The organism is Ensifer sp. ENS09 (assembly GCF_014852425.1).
GTDB lineage: Bacteria > Pseudomonadota > Alphaproteobacteria > Rhizobiales > Rhizobiaceae > Ensifer.
The window spans coordinates 319,967-341,373 of record NZ_JACVBP010000003.1; the positions used below are offsets into that span (position 1 = coordinate 319,967).

Below are 21,407 nucleotides of genomic sequence, written 5' to 3' on the forward strand. Positions count from 1 at the left end.
GAACTCAGAAGTCAGGTTGCAACAAAACTCGCCGCAAACAGTCGATTGAGGTCGTCGACGACCTTTCGCGCTGCCTCCTTGCGCAGGAGGCCGTCATTGATGCGATCGGATGCCGCCTGCTGGAAGGCCATGTAGCCATCGTGCCTCGGACGAACCCAGGCGCTCTCCAGTGTCTTGCGCGTCGCACGATAGAAATAGCAGGTCGCCGCATTGACGGCGTCGTCATCCCAGGCGGCCGCGTGGCCTGGCTGCCCCCCGCCTGAGGCATAGGGGCCGCGCTGGACGTCGCCGCTCGCAACGAAGTAGGCGAAATCGATCGCTGCTTCGCGCGCTTGCGAAAAAGCCGAAACCGCGATGCCGGTCCCGCCGAGCGCCGAGCCGACAGGGCCATTGGTTCCGGCAGCCGGAATATCGCCGAACGTCACGAGCGACGGCCGGAACCCCGCAATCGCGTAGCTGACATAGCCGTAAATCAGCGGCGCACAGACAATTTTCGAGGCGGGATCGCTCATGGCCTCCAGCACGGCAATCGGGTCCATCGAGAAACAGCCGGGATCGATCAGATCCGTGAGCTCGCGCAAGCGTTCGAAGGCGTTGACGCCGGCATCGGTTTCGATCAGCGGCCCGGTACCGTCACTTCGGCAGGGAGAGCCGAGATTGCCGGCAAGCGTGTAGAAGCTCATCAGGGAATGCGGTGCACGCATCGGCAGCGCCACCTTCCCCTTTCGCGCGAGCGCCAGCATGGTGCTCCAGCTTTCCATGCGTTCCGTCAGGTCCGGGCGCCAGGCCTGGACTTGCGTTGCCGCATCGATCGGGAAGGCCCATTGCCGGCCCTGCCAGGTATAGCTCGGATAGGAGCGCCCAACGCTCGCATCCTCAAGCGCTGCCCTCTCCTCTTGATGGCCTTCCACATCAAGCGGCGCCAGGCACCTTTCCTTGGTAATCTGGCCGACATGCGGATGATCGATGACGATCAGATCATAGGCCCGCGCAAGCTCTTCGACCGGGTAGGTCTCGAAATCCTGCAGCGAGCGCTTGTCCCATTCCACCGTTATGCCGGTGCGTTCCTGCCAGAGCCGGGAACAGGCGATCATGGGGTCGTGGCCGCGCGGGTGGCTCCAGGTCATGCCCTTCAATTTGGTGCTCACAGGCCGAACTCCTTGCGGATCGAGGTGCTGTGTTCGCCGATGCGTGGTGCTGCGCGGTCCACCTGGGCGCGCTTGCCGTTGACCCTGAGCGGTGACCGTGTCGTCAGGATCGAAACGTCATCCTCGCGCACCACGGTCTGCAACATGTCGAGCACCTGGAAACCTTCGCTTTCGAGCAGCTCGTTCCAGTTGAGGACCCGGGCGCACCAGATATCCGCTGGCTCAAGGACGCCAAGCCAATGGTCGATGGTGTTTTCCGCGATCCGCTTGGCGATCAGCGCCTTGATCTTGTCCCGTTCGGAGAACCAGGTGGCCGGATCGTCGCGATAGGCGTCGAGCTCGGGCATCTTCAGGAGATCGGCAAGCTTCGGGATCGGCGTCATGGCGATGGCGAGATAGCCATCCCTGGCCGGGTAGACCCCGTAAGGCGCCGACAGATAGGCATGGGCACTGCGGAAGCCGGACCGGGCCGGCAGCCGGCGACCGTCATTCAAGTGCGTGGTCAGCACTTCGAACTGGAAGTCGACGAGTGCTTCCAGCAGGCTCGTTTCGATCAGGCTGCCTTTGCCGGAAATGCCGCGGCGGACGAGCGCTGCGAGAATGCCTTGCGCTGCCGCTGCACCCGCAAGCATGTCGCCGATCGCAAGGCCAAAGGGCACCGGCCCCTGGCCCTCATCACCGTTCAGCCACATGACGCCAGAGCGCGATTGCGCGAGCAGATCCTGCCCCGGCCGTTTCACCCAGGGTCCCTCCTCCCCATAGCCGCTGATCGAGGCATAAACGATCTTCGGATTGATCGCCTTGACCGCATCGTAGTCGAGGCCGAGGCGCTGGATGACGCCGGGGCGGAAGTTCTGGATCAGCACGTCCGCCTTGGCGAGCAGCGTCTTCAGGGCCGCGAGGTCATCCTCGTTCTTGAGGTCGATCGCGAGGCTTTCCTTGGCGCGGTTGATCGCATGGAAGATGGTGGAATCGCCGCCGATCTCGGTGTCGCTCAGATAAAGCCGGCGCGACAGGTCGCCACCGTCGGGGCGCTCGATCTTGATGACGCGCGCGCCGAGATCCATGAGGCGCAAGGAGCAGTAGGGACCTGAGAGAAACTGGCTCATGTCGACGACGACAAGGCCAGAGAGCGGCAATTCGTTGGTTTCGGTCATCGGTATCTTACTTCTCGGTCTTGCCGACGAAGTCGGCGGGGTTCTTGTATTTCACGGTCTGAAGGTGCTCGCAGTAGAGCACCAGCTCCCCTTCGCCCTTGAAGACCTGGTAGCTGGCCCGGATAAGCCCGAGCTCCTTGTAACGGGGCGTTTTGTCCATGTTGGTGCGGATCGTGTAGATCGTGTCGCCGATGAAGACCGGCTTGATGAAGCGCAGCTTGTCGTAGCCGTAGGAAAAGGCGTTGACGCAGTTGGTGGCGACCAGCCCGAGGCCCGCGGAGAAGACGAAAGCGCCGGCAACGAGACGCCTGCCGAAGATGCCCTCCCGCTCTGCAAACATCTGATCCTGCACGTAAGGATGGATATCGACGACCAGCGTGTTGAAGAGGTGGCTGTCACCTTCGGCAATCGTACGCCGCAAGGACCTTATACGCTGGCCGACCGGCCAATCCTCGTAAAACCAGTTTTCCGCGTTCCACACGGGAAGTGCTGCGTGCTCTTGCGGCATGTCCGCGGGATGGGTCGAGGACACCCCGACGGTGGGCATGAAGTCATCCATTGGTCAGTCCCTGATGCAATAGGTCGGCAATAGCGGGCCCGTTGGCTGGCTTCCGAGCGCAATGTCGCTCGGTCGCCATTCAGACCCTTATATGAATAGTATGTTCACATATGGATTCCGTTTGCAACCGGCTGCTGGCGGCAGCGGCGTTCGCGGCTCCGCGTGGCGCTTTAAGGATCATCATTCAGAAGAGGGATGCGGCCGCTGTCACGCCGACGAGACGGCGACAATCGTCAATGACGTTGACTTTTGTCAGTATAGATGAAATATGTCAGATCCATCTTGCGAAGGTTCCGCCAATGCCCATCCGAGCCACAGACCAGATCATTCACAAGGCCGCCTGGCTCTATTATACGCACGGCCTGCGCCAGGACGAAGTGGCCCAGCGGCTGGAAATATCCCGCGCCTCGATCGCCATGTATCTGCGCAAGGCGCGCGAGATGGGCATCGTCACGATCACCACGTCGACAGAACTGTTTTCGCAGGACGTGCTTGCCCGCGAGCTCGAAGACGCCACCGGGCTGACGACCGCATGGCTCGTGCCGGAAGACCGGCAGGCGATGGACCCGGCTGCCGAAATGCCCGTCGTCGCGGCGTCCGTCTTTCTCGAACTGATCAACAAGGGCGACCGGATCGGCGTTGCCTGGGGCCGCACCGTCTATCATATCGCCGACGTCATGCCCTTTGCGGACCTGCGCGGCGTTACGGTCGTGCAGCTCTGTGGCAATCTCGGCGCGCCCTATTCCTACCGCCCGGATCAATGCACGACGGAAATCGCGCGCCGTCTGAATGCCGAAGGCATCAATTTCTATGCGCCGCTTGTTCTTTCCTCCGAGCGGCTGGCCGAAGAGCTGCGCGGCGAACCCGTCATCAAGGAGCAGCTCGCCACCATCTCCGACTGCGGCCTGGCGCTCTATTCGGTCGGCGGCATCGAGGATGACAGCCACCTTGTCAAGTGCGGGGCGCTCTCGGCTGCAGACATGCATGCCATGGGTGAAAAGGGCGCGGCCGGCGTCATTGCCGGACAGCTCATTGACCGCGACGGCCAATGGATGGATTGCGAGCACAATCGCCGCTGCATTTCGGCCGATCTTGGATCCATCCGCACGATCAAGAAGCGCATGCTGGTCGTCCAGGAGGACAGCAAGTTCGAGCCGCTGATGGCGGCCTTGAAGGGCGGCTTCGTCTCGCATCTCGTCATCACCGAGTCGATGGCACGCAAGGTCCTGGATCGCTGGAACCGTGAAGGGCTTGGCAAGAGCGGCTCAGGCGCCCCCTGAGCCTCGAATTTGGGTCCGCCGATACCGGCCGGGCCGGTTTATCGGGAGGCTGAACTTATGGAAAATCTCTGGCGCGATGACGAGGCGGAGAAGGTCGTTGCGGGCTATCAAACCAAGGGCATCGGCCGCGATCTGGCGCTGCGGACCTATACGACGCGGCTGCTTGGCGGCGAGCCGCGGCTCGTGCTGCATGGCGGCGGCAACACTTCGGTGAAAACCGAAATCACCGACCTTGTCGGCGACACGCATGCCGTGCTCTGCGTCAAGGGCAGTGGTTGGGACATGGGCACGATCGAGCCCGCCGGCCTGCCCGCCGTCAAGATCGCGCCGCTGCTGAAGAGCCGCAAGCTCGAACGGCTGTCGGACGAGGACATGGTGACTTTGCTGCGCGCCAACCTCATCGATCCGGGCTCGCCGAACCCGTCGGTGGAGGCGCTGCTGCATGCCTTCCTGCCGCACAAGTTCGTCGACCATACCCATTCGACCGCCATTCTTGCCATCGCCGACCAGGCCAAGAGCCGGGAGATGTGCGCCGAACTCTTCGGCAGGAAAATGGGTTTCGTGCCCTACATCATGCCGGGCTTCGCGCTGGCGAAGGCTGCGGCGGACGTGTTCGACCAGGATCCGACGGTCGAGGGGCTGATCCTCGACAAGCACGGGATCTTCACCTTCGCCGACACTGCGAAGAAAGCTTATGAGCGGATGATCCACTATGTCACGCTCGCCGAAGAGCATGTGAAGGCCAACGGGCACAATCCGTTCACGCCGGCCGCCCTGCCCGCAGCGCTTGCAAGCCCAGCCGATATCGCGCCGATGTTGCGCGGTGCCGTTGCTGTCGACAAGGGCGAGGGCCGTTTTGACCGTATGGTCAGCGTGTTCCGCACTTCGCCCGCTATCCTCGACTTCGTCAACGCGCAACAGGTTGAGGAGATGGCCGCCAGGGGCGTTTCGACGCCCGATCTTTCCATCCGCATCAAGACCGGCCCGATGGTGCTTCCGGCGCCGGCTAAAGATGCTCTCTCGGGCTACCGGGCCGTGATCGACGCGCGCGTCGCTGCCTTTGCTGCAGACTACACCGGTTACTTCCACACCAACGACGCACGCGACGACGTCAAGCGCATCATGCTCGATCCCATGCCGCGCCTGACGCTGGTGCCGGGGCTTGGCATGTTCGGCCACGGCCGTACGTACAAGGACGCGACGATCGCCGTCGATGTCGGCGAGATGTGGATCGAGGCTGCGCGCGACGCCGAATCCGTCGGCCGTTTCGAGCCGGTGAGCCGGCCGGATCTCTTCGACCTCGAATACTGGTCGCTGGAACAGGCGAAGCTCGCCGGCGCCAAGCCGAAGCCGTTTACCGGTCAGGTCGCGCTCGTCACCGGCGGCGCCGGCGCCATCGGTGCGGCGATCGTCAAGGCCTTCGTCGCCGAGGGCGCCCATGCCGTCGTGCTGGATCTCGACGGCGACAAGGCAAGCGAAGTGGCGAAGGCGGCCGGCAACAACGCGATTGGCATTGCCTGCGACATCACCGATCCCGCTTCGGTGCGCGCCGCCTTCGACCGGGTGGTCGCGACCTTCGGCGGCGTCGATATCGTTGTCTCCAATGCGGGTGCCGCCTGGGAAAGCCCGATTGCGACCATGGACGACGCCCTGCTGCGCCGCAGCTTCGAGCTCAACTTCTTCGCCCATCAGACGGTAGCGCAGAATGCCGTGCGCATCATGAAGGAGCAGAAGACCGGCGGCGTGCTGCTGTTCAACGCCTCCAAGCAGGCTGTCAATCCGGGCGCCAAGTTCGGCGCTTACGGATTGCCGAAGGCAGCGACCTTGTTCCTGTCGCGTCAGTATGCGCTCGAACACGGCACTGATCATATCCGCGTCAATGCCGTCAACGCCGACCGCATCCGCTCGGGCCTGCTAAACGACGAGATGATCGCCAATCGCGCAGCCGCCCGCGGCCTTTCGGTCAAGGACTACATGGGCGGAAACCTGCTCGGTCTCGAAGTGACGGCCGAGGACGTAGCGCGCGCCTTCGTGCACCACGCGCTCGCAGAACGAACCACCGCGGATGTGACGACTGTGGATGGCGGCAATATCGCAGCGGCGATGCGCTGAGCGCTTCCGTCTAAGCGTAAAAACGTGCCACACTGCAGTCTCCCGCCAGAGTTGTTCGGATGGAGACGAAATGGTCGATCGATGGCCCGCAGATGCCGCGTTTCAAATGGGTGACTATGCAGCCAAGAAAGGCCGCGCCTCATGGCGCGGCAAGATCGTCGGCTGGTATCGCACAGACCTGACCAGCCTCGGCTACGCGATCGAAAGCCATTTCGAGCCAGGCTCCGTGCAGATCTACCCCGAGACGGCGATCGAAGCCTGGATGCCGCCAAAGGCGGAAAGCGAATTAGAGTAATCAGGACAAAAAAAGGGGCGGTCTGATCGACCGCCCCTTTCGTTTCGCCTTGGGAGATTAAGGCTTCGGCATCCATGCGGGCATGGCAACATCTGCATGGGCGAACTGCGGCAGCTTCACGCCGAGCTCTTCCATGTTCTTGATGTCCTGGTCGTTCAGGTCCTTCTGGGTGATCAGCGTCGGCGGTACGACGACCTGGCGGCCCGGGTCTTCGCCGGCAAGCAGCATGGCGAGCGAGCGGACCGAGACCTGGCCAACGACGGCCGGGTTGGTGGCGGCCGTTGCCGTCCAGGCCGAGCCTGATTCGCGCATGGCGGCGATGTCAGACGTCGAAATGTCGGCCGAGTAGATCTTGACGCTGGACGACAGGCCCGCTTCGTCTACGGCGATCTTCACGCCCTTGGCGAACTCGTCATAGGGCGCGAACATCACGGTAATGTCGGGCTTGGCCGAGATCACCGCGCGGGCCTGGTTGGCGACCGAGTTGGCAATCGGGTTGTCCATGGTTCCGAACTGGGCGGCTTCCTCGATGCCGGAATACTTGGTCTTGAATTCCTTCCAGGTCTCGTCGCGGCGGTCGAGCGGCGCAATGCCTGCGACATAGACGTAGCCAGCCTTGAAGCTTTCGCCATTGTCCTTGACGGCCTGCTCGAGCGCGAGGCGCGCGAGGTCGCGATCGGACTGCTCGATCTGCGGGATCTTCTCGTTTTCGACGTTGACGTCGAAGGCCACGACCTTGATGCCGGCGTCGACCGCGCGTTGGGCGGCTTCCTTCATCGATTCCGTCAGCCCGTGCTGGATGATGATGCCCTGTACGCCAAGTGCGATCGCTTGGTCGACCATGTCGGCCTGCAGCGCTGCATCCTGGCGGCTATCGAAGACCTGAAGCTGCACGCCGAGCGCCTTGGACTGCGCCTCGACGCCGGCGAGATAGGACTGGAAGAAGTCGCCGGTCGAAAGGTAGCGCACGAGCGCGATCTTGACGTCGCCGGCCTTGTCGAACGGCTTCGGCATGTCGGCGGCAAAGGACGGCACGCCGAAGGCGGCGGCCCCCATCAACCCGAGCGTCAAACGGCCCAGGCTTCTGCGAGTCATGTTCATGTCAGTCTCCTCCACTGGTGAACTTTTTGTTTTCCGCTGAAGGGAGCCCCGTCAGCGTTTGCCTCTTTTCGAGAGCGCAAAGGTGAAGATCAGGGCAGCGACAAGTACGGCGCCCTTGATGAAATCCTGGGTGTAATAGGGTGCGTTCATCATCGTCAGGCCCTGGAGCAGGATGCCGACGAAGAGCGCGCCGATCGCCGTGCCGAACGCGTTCGGTTTGGCGGCGCCGAGCACGGCGAAACCGATCAGCGCGGCGGCAACCGCATCGAGCAGCAGGTTGTTGCCCGAAGCGATGTCGCCGCGGCCAAGGCGGGCGGCAAGCAGGATGCCGCCGATCGAAGCGAAGACGCCGGAGATGATGTAGGCGGAAATCTTGTAGGCATTGACCGGCGCACCGGCGAGGCCGGCTGCCCGCTCATTGGAGCCGACGGCATACATCATGCGGCCGAAGCGGGTGTATTCGAGGAAGAACCAGATCAGGATCGCAAGCACGATCAGCACCACGACCGAAACCGGCACGAGATTGGGCAGGATGAAATCGAAGCGATGGCGGCCGAGCGCCAGGAAGGCCGGGCTGAAGGTGCCTTCGGCGACCGAACCGTCGGGAAGCGTCATGCCGGTTGCAATCGACCGGCCCTCTGTCGGGATGCGCTGGAGGCCGAGCAAAAGGAACATCATGCCGAGCGTCGCCAGCAGATCCGGCACGCGCATATAGACGATGATGACGCCATTGACGAAACCGACCAGCACGCCGATGGCAAGGCACACGAGTGTTGCGGTCAGTGCGTCGCCGCCCATCACCACCATCACATAGGATGAGGCCATCATCGCCGTGGTCGCGACTGAGCCGATCGAAAGATCGAAGCCGCCGACGACCAGCGTGGCCGTCACGCCCAGCGCCAGGATGCCGGTGATCGACACCGATTGCAGGATGAAGACAGCGCTCTGCGGCGAGGCGAAGCCGCCGGTCACGAGCGAGAAATAGAGGACCATCCCGGCGAGAAGCACGAGGAAGCCGTATTTGATCGCCGCCTCGCGAATTCCCGATGCGCTTGAAGGGACCGCGACCGGTGCTGCGGAATTGCTCTGTTCACTGCTCATGACGCATGGACCTGTTGATAGAATTGACCGGCGATTTCCGACAGGAGCCGCTCGACATCGATGTTGGCATTGCGGTGCTCGCCGACGATGGTCTGTTCCGACATCACGAGGATGCGGTCGGCGACTTCGAAGGCTTCGTCGAGTTCGGTCAGGAAGAGGATCGTGGCGCGGCCCGCGGCCGAGGCCCGCAGCTTTTCGCCGATGTCGCGGCGTGCGGCGATGTCGACGCCTTGGAAGGGTTCGTCCAGGATGAGCAGGCGCGACGGCTCGGAAAGCCAGCGCCCGACCATCACCTTCTGCTGGTTCCCGCCCGAAAGTGTCTGCAACTCGTCGCGCTCGCTGCGGCAGACGACGCCAAGCGCCGCGATCTGCTGGCGGGCCTTGGTCTTTTCCGCCCGCCGGCTCGATATGCCGAAGCGCGAGAGCCGGCTAAGGAACGGCAGGCTGATGTTTTCGTAGATGTTGAAGTCGGGCACGATGCCGCTTTCGGCGCGGTCCTTGGCGACAAGAAATACGCCGCGGGCGATCGCCCGGCCCGTGCTTCCCGGCGCATAGCGCGCGCCGTCGAGCTTCATCTCACCGGCGAACGGCGTGCGCGCGCCAAACAGGGTCTCGGCGAGCGCCGTCTTGCCGACGCCCACAAGCCCGGTAACGGCGACGATTTCTCCGTCGCGGAGGGTGAAATCGAAAGGGCGCGCCTGTTCCGATAGCTTCAGGCCGCGGACGGCAAAGACCGGAGCGCCGCCGTCGCGAAGATCGACGGCCCCTGCCGAGACCTTGCGACCGAGCATGGCGTTGACGGCGCCCTCATAGTCCAGTTCCGGCCCTTCGAAGCGGCCACTGATGCGGCCGTCACGCAGGGCGACGATGCTGTCGGCCAGCCGACGGATATCCGACATGCGATGCGAAATATAGAGAATGGCGACCCCGCGCGCCTTCAACCGATCGACGAGATCAAATAGGCGGTCAGCCTCGGCGCTCGACAGCGACGAGGTCGGCTCGTCGAGGATCAGCACCTTCGGTTCGTGCGCCATGGCACGGGCGATCGCCACCATCTGCCGGTCGGCAAGCGTCAAGTCGTTGATATTGGCGGCAAGATCGATCGCAAGCCCCATGCGCGACGCGACCGCGGCAGCCTCGCGCCGCACCCTGCGCGGGTTGAAGAACAGCCGCGCACCGCGTCCGTTCAAACGATCGAGCGTCAGATTGGTGGCCACGTCGAGATCGGCGACCACCCCGTCATTGATGTTCTGATGCACGGTGACGACGCCGGCGCGGATCGCTTCGGCCGGGGTCGTCGGCTCGAAGGCCATGCCGGCGAGCGTGATCGTGCCGGCGTCGCGCGTGTAGACGCCGCTCAAGATCCGCACGAGCGTGGATTTGCCGGCGCCGTTGGCGCCCATCAGAACGGTAACCGCCCCAGCCTTGAGATCGAGATCCACCCCTCGAAGAACCGGTACCGGCCCAAAGGATTTGCGCACGCCCTCAATGCGAAACACTGCCTGTTCGCTCATTCTCTCCTCCCGATGAAGGCAGGTTAGGATAGCCGTCCGTCAAATGTCAAGGCCATTGACATTTGCTAGAATGTCGCCTTAGTTGTGACCACACACGGCATGGCTGCGAGCGGTGGAGGCCCGCGCCATGCGTTGGAGGAGAACGATATGGACAAGCAGGTCTTCGAGGCGCTGAGCGCTGCGACGTTACCGGAAAAACTCGGTGGCAACGCCGTCCTGAGAGAAAAGATCGGGCCGGACTTTTCGCGCTGGAGCGTCAAGGAAGTCGGCGACGGCAACCTGAACCTGGTCTTCATCGTCACCGGAGACAAGGGTGCTGCCATCGTCAAGCAGGCGCTGCCCTATGTGCGCCTTGTCGGCGAAAGCTGGCCGCTGCCGCTGAAGCGCTCCTATTTCGAATATCATGCCCTCAAGCGTCAGGCAGCGCGCGATCCCGGACTCGTGCCCGAAATCTATTTCTTCGACGAATCCCAGGCGCTCATCGTCATGGAGTTCCTGACGCCGCACGTGATTTTGAGGCGCGCGCTGATCGACGGGCGGCAGCTCCCGAAAATCGGGTGTGACCTTGGCCTCTTCGTCGCACGTACGCTCTTTCGCGGCTCCGACCTCTCCATGGCCACGCGCGAGAAGAAGGCGGACCTTGCGCTTTTCGCCGACAATATCGAGCTTTGCGACATCACCGAAAACCTGGTGTTCTCCGATCCCTATTTCGAGGCAGAGCTCAATCGGCACACCACGCCGCAGCTCGATCCTATTGTGGCCGAGCTTCGCGCCGACCGCGACCTCAAGGTCGAAGCGCAACGGCTGAAGCATCTTTTCTCCGCCAAGGCGGAGACGCTTTGCCATGGCGACCTGCACACCGGCTCAGTGATGGTGACGGACGACGAGACCCGTGTCATCGACCCGGAGTTCGCGTTCTACGGACCGATCAGCTTCGACGTCGGCATGCTGCTTGCCAATTTCTGGATGAGCTATTTTTCGCAGAGCGGCCACGAAAACGGGACCGGTGCCCGCGATGGCATGCGTAGCTATCTGCTCGATACGGTCGAAGTCATCTGGGAAACCTTCCGCACCGAATTCGCCCATCTCTGGCGCACCGAGCGTAACGGTATTCTCTATCAGGCAAGCCTCTTTGAAGCGCGCAACGACCCGTTCGGTGCCGAGCAGGCGCTAGACATCGTCATCGACGAGATTTGGCGCGAGATGCTGGGCTTTGCCGGCGTCGAGATGCACCGCCGTATCCTGGGGCTCGCCCACAACGCCGACTTCGAAACCATTATCGACCCCGATCGCCGCGCTGCCTGTGAAACCAGGGCGCTGAAGCTCGGGCGTCACCTTGCCGTCAACCGGCATCATATCCACAGCCTCAAGGACATCCGCGCGCTTGCGGAACGCCTTCAGAAGGAGACATCAGCGTGAAAGTCGGAGAACGCCACTACCATACGATCTGGCTCAACGAGGACGGCCGTTCCGTTGACATCATCGACCAACGCTGGCTGCCGCATGAGTTCCGTGTCGTGACACTGAAGACGGTCGCCGATGTCGCCGTCGCCATCCGCGACATGTGGGTGCGCGGCGCACCACTGATCGGCGTCACCGCCGCCTACGGTGTTGCGATTGCGATGGCCAAGGATCCGTCGAACGCCCATCTCGACGCCGTCTGGGAGGAGCTCAACGAAACACGCCCGACCGCGATCAACTTGCGCTGGGCTCTGAACGCCATGCGCGACCATCTGCGCCCCTTGCCGGAAGGCGAACGGGCCAAGGCGGCCTATGATCGCGCCGCCGAGATCGCGGCCGAAGATGTCGAACTCAATCGCGCCATCGGCGCAAACGGCCTGAAGGTCATCCGCGAGATTGCTGCAAAGAAGGTGCCGGGTGAACCCGTGCGCATTCTCACTCATTGCAACGCCGGTTGGCTTGCGACCGTCGACTACGGCACGGCGACCGCCCCCATCTACATGGCTGTCGAGGAAGGCATTCCGGTGCATGTCTATGTCGACGAAACGCGCCCGCGCAATCAAGGCGCCTATCTCACCGCCTGGGAAATGAACGGTCATGGCGTGCCGCACACGCTGATCGTCGACAATGCCGGCGGGCACCTGATGCAGCACGGCGATGTCGATATGGTCATAGTCGGTACGGACCGGACGACCGCCAACGGCGATGTCTGCAACAAGATCGGCACCTACCTGAAGGCGCTTGCCGCGCGCGACAACGGCGTCCCCTTCTATGTCGCCCTCCCCTCGCCGACGATCGACTGGACGGTGCGCGACGGGATCAAGGAAATCCCGATCGAGGAGCGCACCGCCGACGAGGTAAGCTTTGTCCAGGGGCGCGCCAGCGACGGCTCGATTGCCAGCGTGCGCATCTCGCCGGAGGGCAGCCCCGCAGCCAATCCGGCCTTCGACGTCACGCCCGCCCGCCTCATCACCGGCCTGATCACCGAGCGCGGCATCGCGACGCCGTCGCCCGAGGGCCTCAAGGCGCTTTTCCCAGAACGGAGCTGAGACGATGACACTCACGAACCGGGTTTCAACGGAAGAGATCGCGCTCGGCATCCGCCGGCGCGTGTTCTTCCACACGATGAAGAACAATGGCGGTTATCTCAGCCAGGCCTGCTCGGCCGCTGAGAGCCTGGCGCTGCTCTATAACGAGCTTCTGACGCTCGGCGAGCCGACCTTGCCGAAGGTGCCGCTGCCGTTTCGCGGTGTTCCTTCGGCGCACAATCCGGACGCTTTCACCGGCGCCGGCTACCACGGACCGGTCGGGCCGGCGTTCGACCGCTTCTTCATCTCGCCCGCCCACTATGCGCTCGTCATCTATTCGGCGCTGATCGAGATGGGCCGGATGGACGAGCACGCGCTCGACCATTTCAACAAGGATGGCGGTTCGGTCGAGATGATCGGCGCCGAGCACAGCCCCGGCATGGAAGTGACCACGGGCTCGCTGGCGCAGGGTCTCTCCATGGCCTCGGGCGTCGGCTGGGCGCGGTTGCAGAAGAAGGAGCCGGGCAAGGTCTGGGTCTACATGTCGGATGGCGAATTCCAGGAAGGCCAGACCTGGGAGTGCCTTGCGGCGATGAGCTATCATGGCATCGACAACATCCGCGTCGTCGTCGACGTGAACCGCCAGCAATGCGACGGCGCCATGTCGTCGGTGCTCGACCTTGGTGATCTTGCAGCCCGCGTCAGCGCCTTCGGCGTCACCTGCCGGTCGGTGGACGGTCATGATCTCGACGCGCTGAGGGCCGCGGCCGGAAGCGCGGAACCCGGCAAGCCGCTGGTAATACTCGCCAACACCTCACCCTATCAGGGCATGGACTTCCTCAAGAAACGTTTCCCGCGGCTTCACTACGTGCGTTTCAAGAGCGCGGAAGAGCGGCTTGAAATGCAGGCGGCACTTGCGGCCGAACTCGGCGTCGACGCCGACGCAATGAAAGGGGCCTGAACATGGTCGAGATCGTCAATCGTCCCTACGCCAAGGCATTCGAAACCTTCGCCACGGCGCGACCCGAGGTCCTCTGCCTTTCCGCCGACCTGACCTCGTCCTGCGAGGTCGATGGTTTCCGCGACCGGCATCCGCAGAAATTCCTCTCGCTCGGCATGGCCGAGCAGAACATGCTGTCCTTTGCCGGCGGGCTGGCGATGGAAGGCTACCGGCCGTTCATTCACACCTTCTCAGTCTTCCTTTATCGCCGCCCCTACGACCAGCTGATCAACTCGATTGCCTATTCCAATCGCAAGGTGCGGCTGATGGGCTTCCTGCCCGGTATCACCACGCCCGGCGGCATCACCCATCAGGCGATCGAAGACATTGCGGTCTTGCGCGCCGTGCCGAACATGACGATCCTCGAGACCGGTGACGCGACCGAGGTGGAGACCGTGCTTGACGTGGCCGACAGCATCGACGGGCCCGTCTATGTGCGCGTGCTTCGCGGCGAGGTCCCGCGTCTCTTCTCCACGCCTTTCGCGTTCAACAAGCTGCGGGTCCTGTCCGAGGGCGACGACATACTCGTCGTTTCCTCGGGCGTCTGCACCGAGGAAGCGCTGCGCGCCACCCAACCGCTTCAGGCACGCGGCATCGGCATCACCCACCTGCACGCCTCGACCCTGAAACCCTTCGATCGCGACGGCCTCTTGAAGGCCGCGCGTGGCAAGAAGGGGGTCGTCACGCTGGAAAACCACACCATCGTCGGTGGCCTCGGCTCGCTCGTTGCGGAAATTCTGGCCGAAGAAGGCCTCGGCGTCCGCCTGAAGCGGCTCGGCCTCAACGACACCTTCGCCCATGGCGCGTCCAAGCCCTACCTCATGAAGAAGTATGGGCTCGATGCGAGCGCGCTCGTTGGCGCGATCGGAGATCTCGTCGGTAAGCCGCTCGAGATTGGCGAGGACGAACTGACGGAGGTCCGCATCGATCACGTTCATTCGGCCCAGAAGGCGGAGGCGCTCTAGTGGCTCCGCGTTTCACCGTCACCTACTACGTGCGCGCCGCTGAGGCCGAGGAGGCTAAGGCGCGCGCGCTCGACATCGCGCTGGAGCAGACCGTCGAAATTCCGCGCAGCGCTGTTCCCAAAGGCTATGTCGAGGATGAGATCCTCGGCAAGCTGGAGGACCTGAAGCCGGATCCGGCCGGCCGGCCGGGCTTTCTCGCCACGATCTCCTATTCCGACGACGATGTCGGCGGCGACTTTTTGCAGCTCTTGAACGTCATCTTCGGCAACAGCTCCATCAAGCCCGGCCTGAATGTCGAGGATATCGGTCTTTCGCCGGGTATCCTTGCGCTTTGCGCAGGACCGAAGCACGGTATTGCCGGGCTTCGTGCCCGCGCAGGCGTGGGCGAAAGCCCTCTTTTGATGTCAGCGATCAAGCCCGTCGGGCTTTCGACATCCGAACTTGCGCGCCGTGCCCACGATTTCGCGCTTGGCGGCATGCACTTCGTCAAGGACGACCATGGTCTCGTCGATCAGGTGACGTCGCCTTTTTCCGAACGCCTGAGGGCCTGCATCGCGGCCGTCGGCGAGGCCAATGCCAAAACCGGTGGCAACACGAGCTTCGTGCCGAATGTCACCGGGCCGGCTTCAGCCGTGCTTGACCGGGCGAAGGATGCGCAGGCAGCCGGTGCCGGTGCGGTAATGCTGGCCCCGGCTTTGACCGGTTATGATGTCGTCCGCACGCTTGCAGCCGACCCCGATTTCACCTTGCCGATCGTTTCGCACCCGGCCTTCTCGGGCGCAAATGTGGTCTCTTCCGATTGCGGCTTCTCGCACCGCTCCTTCTTCGGCACGCTGCATCGGCTGATGGGGGCGGACGCGGTGATCTATCCGAACTTCGGAGGCCGCTTCGGTTTCACGCGAGAGGAATGCCTGTCTATCGCCCGGGCCTGCGCGGTCGACATGGGCGGGCCGAAGGCGATCGTCGCCGCTCCCGGTGGCGGCATGACCTTCGAGCGGGTCCCCGAGATGCGCGAAGCCTACGGCAACGACGTCATGTACCTCATCGGCGGCGCCCTGCTTCAAGAGCCGAACCTCGTGGACGCTTGCCGCCGCCTGGTCGCCGCGGTCCATAGCTAGACGCCCTCGGCATTGGTCGAGCCTGAGGGGTCGCGCCGGGACGGCGCTCCCCTCGTTCGCTGCAGCCGAAAGGTCCGCCCTCTCTGTTGGGCCGCAAGTGGCTAGCGCATGGCCGTGGCCTGGGACCAGACATCCATCCAGCCTCCATCAGGTGTCTAATAGTTATCGGTATGCGCTTAGTCGCCGAGTGCTGGCGTTTTCAGGGCGGTACCTCGGTCGAAGTAAGGGATCGCGTGATCTCCCTTGTGATGCGGCGCGGGTGCCACAGGTGGGCGCTGCCGAGCCGCAATTTATCTCGTCGCGCGCCCGAGTGGCTTTCTCGGTCTGGCCAGCCATCGCTGCTGCGGTACGCCCTTCCCTCTCAATACATGCGCTGCCACCCCAAGACGTGTTTGCACACTCGCCATGGCACAGGCCATCAGGGCGTTGCGAGGCACCTGTCGGGCGGCTGAATGTGATGGGGCTTCTCAGGCGTCGTTCCCTTACGAATCCATAAGTTCTGCGTAAAGCCACCGTGAGAATCGGTCCTCAATATCCGGCGCGGCAGGCCATCCGCCCGGCTCGGCCCGAGAACCGCGGGGCCTGAGGGTTCAGTCGCATCCAATCCAGGTGCGAAGACCTCGGCGTCCCGGCGATCACCTCTCTCGCCGATCACCCCACTTCGAGACGGTCAACCATTTTTCCCGATAGGAAGCATCATGGTTTCAAAAACCGCATCTGAGCTTTCCGGCAAACGCCCACGGCCGCGCCACTTACCAAGGTCGCCGCAGTGACGCTGGCCTTTTGGATCATGAAGATCCTCGCCACCACCCTTGGTGAGACCGCAGGCGACTTCATCTCCATGACACTCAATCTCGGCTATTATGTTGGGTTCGGCATCACATTTGCAGCGTTGCTGGTCATCCTCGTCGCGCCGATCTCCGCACGGAAATTCTATTCGCCGCTGTTCTGGCTGGCGATCGTCGCGACCACCACGGCCGGAACGGAAATATCCGATATGATCGATCGGTCCTTCGGCCTCGGTTACCTCTCGGGGTCGATCATCCTGACGCTCGGGCTCGCAATATCGCTCGGTGTTTGGTATTTGCGGGACGCCAAGCTTGATGTCGTGCACGTCAACCGCCGGGATACCGAGACCCTATTCTGGATTGCGGTCGTCTTCTCAAACAGCCTTGGCACGGCCTTCGGTGATTTTCTGACCAAGCCCATCGAAAAGGGCGGATTGAACCTGCCGCGCGACAACGCTTCGCTGGTCACGCTTGGCCTCCCTGGTCGTTGTCCTGATGCTGTCCATGTGGAAGCAGCGATCAAAGATGGTCGCCCAGCCGGCGTAGTGCCTCGACAATCCAACGGATGTCGGCTGTGCAGGCGCATATCGCCTGCGCAGTTTTGTCCTGGCTCAAGGCGACCCTTCGCGCAGCAGGGGGACATGCAGGGTCAACCAAGGATGATGAAGCACTGACTGGGCGGACTATCGGCATTAGCGCGTAAACCGAACGTTAGCAGATGATTCGCGGCTGGCGGGTCGGTGCCGATTCACGAGTCTAGGCCCAATGCTCGCGCAATCGCCTCTCGGTTGTGGGTCTGGGCGAACAAAGGTGTGCGCAAACTCATCGCCTGGTAGCCCATCTCGTCCAGGAAAGATGAACGAATCCAATAGGTTGATGGGGTTTCGTCGGGTAAGCGTCACAATCAGCCTTGAGGCTTTGTTAACCCTATTGTTCTGGACGGTCCGGGAGAATCGTGTTTTATCTTTGGCGGGCAATGGCCGGTAAACCGACTTTCGGCCGCCAAGAGGGAAAAATGGCGATAGCTAGACCTGCAGAAACTGACGTTCAACTCAAGGAAGACGCTGCCGCCAAGATATTGCGGCACGCCGGTCTTTTGTCGAGCCAGTTGCAGCAACTGCGAACGCGCATGTATCCGCCGAAGTCCGAGAAGACCTTGAGGTCGTTTCTGACGAACGAAGTTTCGAAGCTGACATCCATACCGGATTCGACGCTGAAGCTGATGTCGTCCGAGGGGCGCGGGCCCAAGCCAAGCCGCCTGGAGAACAATCACCGGGTCTACACGCTCGCGCAGATCAACGAGCTTCGGGAGCTGTTTGCAAAGCAGAAGCCTTCCGAGGCGCTCCGCTTCCTGCCTCGCCGCCGCCCGGGCGAACATCTTCAGGTCCTTGCGATCGCCAACTTCAAAGGCGGTAGCGCCAAGACGACCACATGTGTCCATCTTGCGCATTATCTGGCGCTCAATGGCTATCGCGTACTCGCGCTCGATCTCGATCCTCAGGCATCGCTCTCGGCACTGTTTGGCGCGCAGCCGGAACTCGATGTCGGCGCCAACGAAACGATTTACGCGGCACTTCGCTACGACGATGCCGAGCGCCGGCCGATCCGCGACATCATCCGCAAGACCTACTTCGAAGGCGTCGATCTCGTACCGGGTAACCTCGAAGTCATGGAATACGAGCACGAGACGCCGCGTGTGCTCGCAAGCAAATCGAGCTCCGGCGCCATCTTCTTCGAGCGCTTGAAACTCGCACTTTCCGAGGTGGAAGACGACTACGACGTCGTCCTCCTGGATACGCCTCCTTCCCTCGGCTTCCTGACGCTGAGCGCGATTTACGCCGCCACGAGCATGATCATCACCGTTCACCCGGCGATGCTCGACGTTGCATCGATGAGCCAGTTCCTCTTGATGATGGGCGACCTGATCGGCGTGTTGAACGATAACGGTGCTCAGCTCGACCAGGATTTCATTCGTTACCTCGTGACGCGGCACGATCCGAACGACGCACCTCAGTCGCAGGTCGTGGCAATGTTGCGTCATCTCTTCGGCTCGGACGTGCTCCTGCCGACCGCGATCGAAAGCACGGCAGTCGAGGCGGCGGGCCTGGCCAAACGGTCGATCTATGAGCTCGAAATGGGCCAGATCGGCCGCGACACGCACAAGCGGGCCCGTGAAGCTGTCGATGGCGTGAACGAGGCCATCATTCGTTTGATCAACTCGAGCTGGGGACGTGAATGAGCAAGAACGCCCGCAAATCGATCGTCGCCAGCTTCGGCCTGCTTTCGGCCGAACTGGAAAGCAACCTTGCTGCGAAAGAGCAATCGACGACGCCCGTTCCTCCTGCCGCTCCCAATCGGGTCGGCGCCGGCGTGGTCGGTGCCGCGCATCGAGCGATCGACGACATACGGGCCGAGCGCGATCGGCTGAAAGCACTGGTCGAGTCGGGTGGCGGCGCGATCCGAGAGCTTGATCCTTCACTGGTCGATCCCTCCCCCTATCCGGACAGGCTGCCGGACGATGACGGGGCCGACTTCGAAGCGTTCAAGCGCTCGATCGATGCAGAAGGACAGAAGGTTCCGGTCCAGGTTCGCAAACACCCCTCGTCGGCGGGACGCTACCAGATCATTTACGGCCACCGGCGGTGGCTTGCCGCAAAACAGCTTGGCAAGCCCGTTCGCGCGATCGAAGTCGAAATATCGGATCTGGACCTGGTCGTTGCTCAGGGCGTTGAGAATGCGAGCCGGCAAGATCTCACCTGGATCGAACGCGCCTTGTTCGCCTCGCGCATGGACGACGCCGGTATCAAGCCGCGCGACATAAAGGCGGCACTGTCGATCGACGACCCGGAGCTCGCCAAGATGCGCAGCGTTTACCGCGTGGTCCCGACCGACGTGATCGAGGCCATCGGTCGCGCGCCAAAGATTGGCCGGCCGCGCTGGCTCGAATTCGCCAAGACAATCGCCGACAATCCGGAATCCGTTGCGGCCGCTCGACAGATCCTGTCTGAGGTGCGCGACGCTTCGCCGTTGTCCGATCAACGCTTCCAGCGTGCTTTCGAAACCATAAAACCCGCGAACGCGATACGCCAGGACGGCACGGACTTGTCCGATGCTTCCGGCAACAAGCTGGGTTCCTGGAAGCTTTCGGCCAAGGAGGTGCGGATATCGGCCGACGGGCCTCTCGGTGTGGAATTCGTCAAATTCGTCGGGGAGGAACTGCCAGCGCTCGTCGCGCGGTTCTCTCGCGACCGCAAGGATCAAGGCCTCTGACAACGGTCGGAGATGCAATCGGATACGTGAACACGAAAGGACTGCTGCAAAAGAAAAAGGCCCCCAAACGTTGCCGTCGTGGAAGCCTCTCTCATATCTGGACAATCTGAGAATCGCATTTCCACGAATCCCCGTCAAGAGACTTTGGCACCTAATTTGGTGAGCGGATTTCTTTTGCCTTCTGAAGGGTGAGGGAAAATGCAGAGTGGAAATGTGACGACGCCCTTTGGGCGGCGGCCGATGACGCTTGCGCTGGTGAGGCGACAAGTAGCATCCGTCGAGATCACGCCGGACAAGTCGGCGGATAAGTGGAAGGTCTTTCGTGACGCCTGTGAGGCGCGGCCGCTTCTCGGCCTGCAGGACAGGGCACTGGCCGTCCTTGATGCGCTGTTGAGCTTCTATCCCGAGACCGACCTTCGCCAGGGTCAATCCCTGATCGTCTTTCCGTCGAATACTCAGCTTTCAATTCGTGCGCATGGCATCGCCGGCGCGACTTTGCGTCGCCACCTGGCAGCACTCGTTGATGCCGGGCTTATCGTTCGCAAGGACAGCGCGAATGGCAAGCGTTACGTTCGCAAGGACAGGTCGGGGGAAGTCGAAGACGCGTTCGGTTTCGATCTCGCGCCTCTGCTCGCGCGATCGGAGGAACTTGCTCAAATGGCCCAACAGGTCGCAGCAGAACGGACGCTCTTTCGGCGCACCAAGGAGGCCCTCACGATCAGGCGCCGAGACGCACGTAAGCTCATTTCTGCCGCTATAGAGGAGGGGGCGAGCGGCGATTGGGGGAAGATCGAGGCTGTTTACCTGGCCCTCGTTGCGCGTATGCCGCGCTCTCCATCCATCCATGACCTCAAGGCGCTGCTCGAAGAAATGGAACTGCTGTGCGCTGAGATCCTCAATCAATTGGAAGATCAGCAAAATTCTCAAAATATGAGCAGCAATGATGCTCGTTCTGAGCGTCATATACAGAATTCAAATACCGAATCCCTTAGTGAACTTGAACCTAGCTCTCGAAATGAGCTGGGGGCGAAGCCAGAGCGAGAAAAGCGACTGACCGCAGAGCCGCTTAAGGCGTTCCCATTGGCGATGGTTTTGCGGGCCTGCCCTGAGATCGGGCTTTACGGGCAGAGCGGCGAGATATCGAACTGGCGCGACTTCATGGCGGCCGCCGTGGTCGTTCGCTCGATGCTGGGCATCAGCCCGAGTGCCTATCAGGATGCCTGTGATGTGATGGGACCCGAAAATGCAGCGGTGGCGCTTGCCTGCATGCTGGAAAGAGCTGGGCACATCAATTCTGCGGGCGGTTATCTCCGCGATCTGACCTCGAAGGCGCGGCGCGGTGAGTTCTCGCTCGGTCCGATGTTGATGGCGCTCTTGCGCGGGGCCGGCGGGATGCGGAATGCAGGGTAGAGTTCCAACGCGCGGTCGCCGCCTTGCGACGAAAGCGACGTCGCAAGCATCGGGTGGGTGACATCAATAGGCGACCAGGCGGGAAAGCTGTCAAAGCGGT

18 protein-coding genes are annotated in these 21,407 nt (G+C 62.3%); 12 read left to right on the forward strand and 6 right to left on the reverse strand.

Going from position 1 to position 21,407, the window contains the following annotated elements; genetic code table 11:
• Positions 1-11: 11 nt before the first annotated feature.
• Genes IB267_RS16525 through IB267_RS16535 form a run of 3 tightly spaced genes read right to left on the reverse strand, consistent with a single transcriptional unit; the run spans position 12 to position 2,864 of the window.
• A complete protein-coding gene (locus IB267_RS16525) occupies positions 12-1,148 on the reverse strand; it encodes an extracellular solute-binding protein (RefSeq protein ID WP_192448583.1) in 1,137 nt (378 codons plus the stop codon).
• A complete protein-coding gene (locus IB267_RS16530) occupies positions 1,145-2,305 on the reverse strand; it encodes a CaiB/BaiF CoA-transferase family protein (RefSeq protein WP_192448584.1) in 1,161 nt (386 codons plus the stop codon). Before IB267_RS16530 ends, IB267_RS16525 begins: the two co-directional genes overlap by 4 nt.
• A 7-nt stretch (positions 2,306-2,312) precedes the next feature.
• Entirely contained in the window at positions 2,313-2,864 is a 552-nt protein-coding gene (locus tag IB267_RS16535) for a MaoC family dehydratase (RefSeq protein WP_043619395.1), read from the reverse strand.
• 299 nt (positions 2,865-3,163) lie between these two features.
• Between IB267_RS16535 and IB267_RS16540 the strand changes: the two genes are divergently transcribed.
• From IB267_RS16540 to IB267_RS16550, 3 genes are all read left to right on the forward strand, one after another.
• Positions 3,164-4,144: a sugar-binding transcriptional regulator gene (locus IB267_RS16540; protein ID WP_192448585.1), complete on the forward strand. Its 981-nt coding sequence runs from the start codon at positions 3,164-3,166 to the stop codon at positions 4,142-4,144.
• Between the two features lie 57 nt (positions 4,145-4,201).
• A complete protein-coding gene (locus IB267_RS16545; RefSeq protein ID WP_192448586.1) occupies positions 4,202-6,256 on the forward strand; it encodes a bifunctional aldolase/short-chain dehydrogenase in 2,055 nt (684 codons plus the stop codon).
• 70 nt (positions 6,257-6,326) lie between these two features.
• Complete coding sequence (locus IB267_RS16550) at positions 6,327-6,551, forward strand: DfrB family trimethoprim-resistant dihydrofolate reductase (protein ID WP_192448587.1); 225 nt, start codon at positions 6,327-6,329, stop codon at positions 6,549-6,551.
• A 57-nt stretch (positions 6,552-6,608) separates the two neighbouring features.
• Here IB267_RS16550 and IB267_RS16555 read toward each other — a convergent pair whose 3' ends face one another.
• From IB267_RS16555 to IB267_RS16565, 3 genes are read right to left on the reverse strand one after another with little or no spacing between them, the layout of a single operon-like run.
• The gene (locus IB267_RS16555) at positions 6,609-7,652 is read right to left on the reverse strand and encodes a substrate-binding domain-containing protein (protein ID WP_192448588.1); all 1,044 of its coding nucleotides are present in this window, start codon (positions 7,650-7,652) and stop codon (positions 6,609-6,611) included.
• A gap of 51 nt (positions 7,653-7,703) precedes the next feature.
• Positions 7,704-8,753 carry an ABC transporter permease gene (locus IB267_RS16560; RefSeq protein ID WP_052201864.1) on the reverse strand — a complete coding sequence of 350 codons (1,050 nt, stop codon included), beginning with the start codon at positions 8,751-8,753 and terminating at the stop codon, positions 7,704-7,706.
• Positions 8,750-10,267 carry a sugar ABC transporter ATP-binding protein gene (locus IB267_RS16565; protein WP_192448589.1) on the reverse strand — a complete coding sequence of 506 codons (1,518 nt, stop codon included), beginning with the start codon at positions 10,265-10,267 and terminating at the stop codon, positions 8,750-8,752. Before IB267_RS16565 ends, IB267_RS16560 begins: the two co-directional genes overlap by 4 nt.
• A gap of 147 nt (positions 10,268-10,414) precedes the next feature.
• Here IB267_RS16565 and mtnK point away from each other — a divergent pair, with 147 nt between their 5' ends.
• From mtnK to repC, 9 genes are all read left to right on the forward strand, one after another.
• Positions 10,415-11,686 (forward strand): S-methyl-5-thioribose kinase, encoded by a 1,272-nt coding sequence (mtnK, locus tag IB267_RS16570; RefSeq protein WP_192448590.1) that lies wholly within the window; start codon positions 10,415-10,417, stop codon positions 11,684-11,686.
• The gene (mtnA, locus tag IB267_RS16575; protein ID WP_192448591.1) at positions 11,683-12,777 is read left to right on the forward strand and encodes an S-methyl-5-thioribose-1-phosphate isomerase; all 1,095 of its coding nucleotides are present in this window, start codon (positions 11,683-11,685) and stop codon (positions 12,775-12,777) included. Before mtnK ends, mtnA begins: the two co-directional genes overlap by 4 nt.
• Before the next feature lie 4 nt (positions 12,778-12,781).
• Entirely contained in the window at positions 12,782-13,717 is a 936-nt protein-coding gene (locus IB267_RS16580; protein WP_192448592.1) for a transketolase, read from the forward strand.
• A gap of 2 nt (positions 13,718-13,719) precedes the next feature.
• Entirely contained in the window at positions 13,720-14,721 is a 1,002-nt protein-coding gene (locus IB267_RS16585; protein ID WP_192448593.1) for a transketolase family protein, read from the forward strand.
• Positions 14,721-15,839 carry a RuBisCO large subunit C-terminal-like domain-containing protein gene (locus tag IB267_RS33325; RefSeq protein ID WP_192448594.1) on the forward strand — a complete coding sequence of 373 codons (1,119 nt, stop codon included), beginning with the start codon at positions 14,721-14,723 and terminating at the stop codon, positions 15,837-15,839. Before IB267_RS16585 ends, IB267_RS33325 begins: the two co-directional genes overlap by 1 nt.
• A gap of 769 nt (positions 15,840-16,608) precedes the next feature.
• Positions 16,609-17,301: a hypothetical protein gene (locus IB267_RS16595; protein ID WP_371742551.1), complete on the forward strand. Its 693-nt coding sequence runs from the start codon at positions 16,609-16,611 to the stop codon at positions 17,299-17,301.
• 341 nt (positions 17,302-17,642) lie between these two features.
• Positions 17,643-18,866, forward strand: a complete 1,224-nt coding sequence (gene repA / locus IB267_RS16600) for a plasmid partitioning protein RepA (RefSeq protein ID WP_043619426.1) — start codon at positions 17,643-17,645, stop codon at positions 18,864-18,866.
• Positions 18,863-19,897: a plasmid partitioning protein RepB gene (repB, locus tag IB267_RS16605; protein WP_192448595.1), complete on the forward strand. Its 1,035-nt coding sequence runs from the start codon at positions 18,863-18,865 to the stop codon at positions 19,895-19,897. Before repA ends, repB begins: the two co-directional genes overlap by 4 nt.
• Before the next feature lie 198 nt (positions 19,898-20,095).
• Positions 20,096-21,307, forward strand: a complete 1,212-nt coding sequence (gene repC, locus IB267_RS16610; RefSeq protein WP_192448596.1) for a plasmid replication protein RepC — start codon at positions 20,096-20,098, stop codon at positions 21,305-21,307.
• Positions 21,308-21,407 lie beyond the last annotated feature (100 nt).